The organism is Endozoicomonas sp. ONNA2, from assembly GCF_024606365.1.
Taxonomy (GTDB): domain Bacteria; phylum Pseudomonadota; class Gammaproteobacteria; order Pseudomonadales; family Endozoicomonadaceae; genus Endozoicomonas.
Genome location: NZ_JAHHPO010000697.1, coordinates 1 through 1,515 on the forward strand (window position 1 = coordinate 1; position 1,515 = coordinate 1,515).

Consider the following 1,515-nt stretch of genomic DNA (forward strand, 5'->3'; position numbering starts at 1 on the left):
TCGTCAAATAGCCCCGCTACTTGTGCCCTTCAGGGTATTCTCCTCAGAATCAGAAGTTTTTAGCCTCAATTTCTCGCAATCCTCGCTACGAGGACGCCCAGTCGGGCGCTATTCTCGGATAGCCTCCTGGCGAGAAGCATCTGAACCAGTTTTTGGCTCTTCCTCAAATCCATATGAACCAACGAAGAGCCGGAAAAAATAACCACAGTATTGTTTTACCAGAACCTCGTGGAAGGATGTTAAACAAGATGCCCCGGTTGGAGCGGGAGCTAATAATTCCACCAACCTGATTGAAAGCGCCTTGTGATAAGGCGCTGCCATTTTTTACCCCCGGGGGGATTGCCAACCATAATGAAAGGCCTGTTAATCCGTCAGGTCCTGTATACACCTCTGGGCAGATAACCAGGCCCCCTCAACCCTGCCACCGGCACACCAGGCACCAATGACCGCTAGCCGCTGCTGTTCATCCACAAGATAAGGTTTATCAAAAGTTAGTGGCTTCATATTGGCATAACGCCAGTAATGTTGATATTCCGCACTTTTCTCAAGCTTGGCAGCCATTAACGTCTGTAGCCAGTTCAAACCGGCCTGACCAATGTCCATTGTCGTTTCTTTACCCTGTTGTTCGGACCACTCAGGGGAGAAATGCAACATCCAGACATCGTCAACCTCCGGCGCTTTAATAAAACCGGGTCGGCTGGATAATCGGGAAGCCCAGCGCACCGTTTCATCACCAAAGATGCCCTGCACATCCCCAGGAATTTTCCCTCGAGTAGCAAGGCCTACTGCCCAGCAGGGTTGATGGACCACCTCTGGCACCGGGGCCATCACGTCAGAACAGCTGTCAAGCAGAGTGCGGCTTTGCTCGGCGGGACTGCTGACAAGTAACCAGTCGAAGCCGGAAAAAAGTTCACCATCAGCAGAAAATAGTCGCCATCCGTCTCCGCTCTTTGCCACCTTTGAGATTTTGCATTGAAAGTTAACGGCAAAGTTGCTAACCAAACAATAAACCAGCTGATTCATTAGCGGGGAACCGATGTAGCGTACCGTTTCATCCGGTGAAGGTATTAATGCTCCCTGTTCAACACGATAGGGCAAAAATTCCCAGATCTTCACTGCACAAGCTTTCAGCCAAAGTTTTACCTGTTGCTGAAACCCCGGGTCCCGGGCAGTAAAGTACTGGGCACCGATGTCAAGCTCACCCCATGCTTCCCGTCGATTGGCTAGCCGCCCACCCAAGCCACGACTTTTTTCAAAAATAGTCACTTCATGGCCGAGATCAGCCAACAAACTTGCGGCTTTGATCCCGGAAAGCCCGGCTCCGACTAGTGCAACCTTCATAGACATGCCTCGTTATGTATCATCCGAATCTCTAAAAATTGAATTCCAGGATTTTCAATACTATTTTCCAGGATATTTCATAAACTGCCCCGAATCTCGCGCAGGACTTTGTTGCTCTGAGGGATTTTGCGAGGGAGCGCCGTACCGGGGAGTACGGTCGACTGAGCAAAACTC

The 1,515-nt window shown here is 50.4% G+C and carries 1 protein-coding gene; it reads right to left on the reverse strand.

The annotated features are described in order from the left end of the window. Positions 1 to 363: 363 nt before the first annotated feature. A complete protein-coding gene (locus KDK14_RS12405) occupies positions 364 to 1,341 on the reverse strand; it encodes an NAD(P)/FAD-dependent oxidoreductase (RefSeq protein ID WP_257265445.1) in 978 nt (325 codons plus the stop codon). Positions 1,342 to 1,515 lie beyond the last annotated feature (174 nt).

Coding starts and splice junctions, on each gene's coding strand:
- KDK14_RS12405 (WP_257265445.1), bottom strand. CDS start 1,341: ATGAAGGTTGCACTAGTCGGAGCCGGGCTTTCCGGGATCAAAGCCGCA.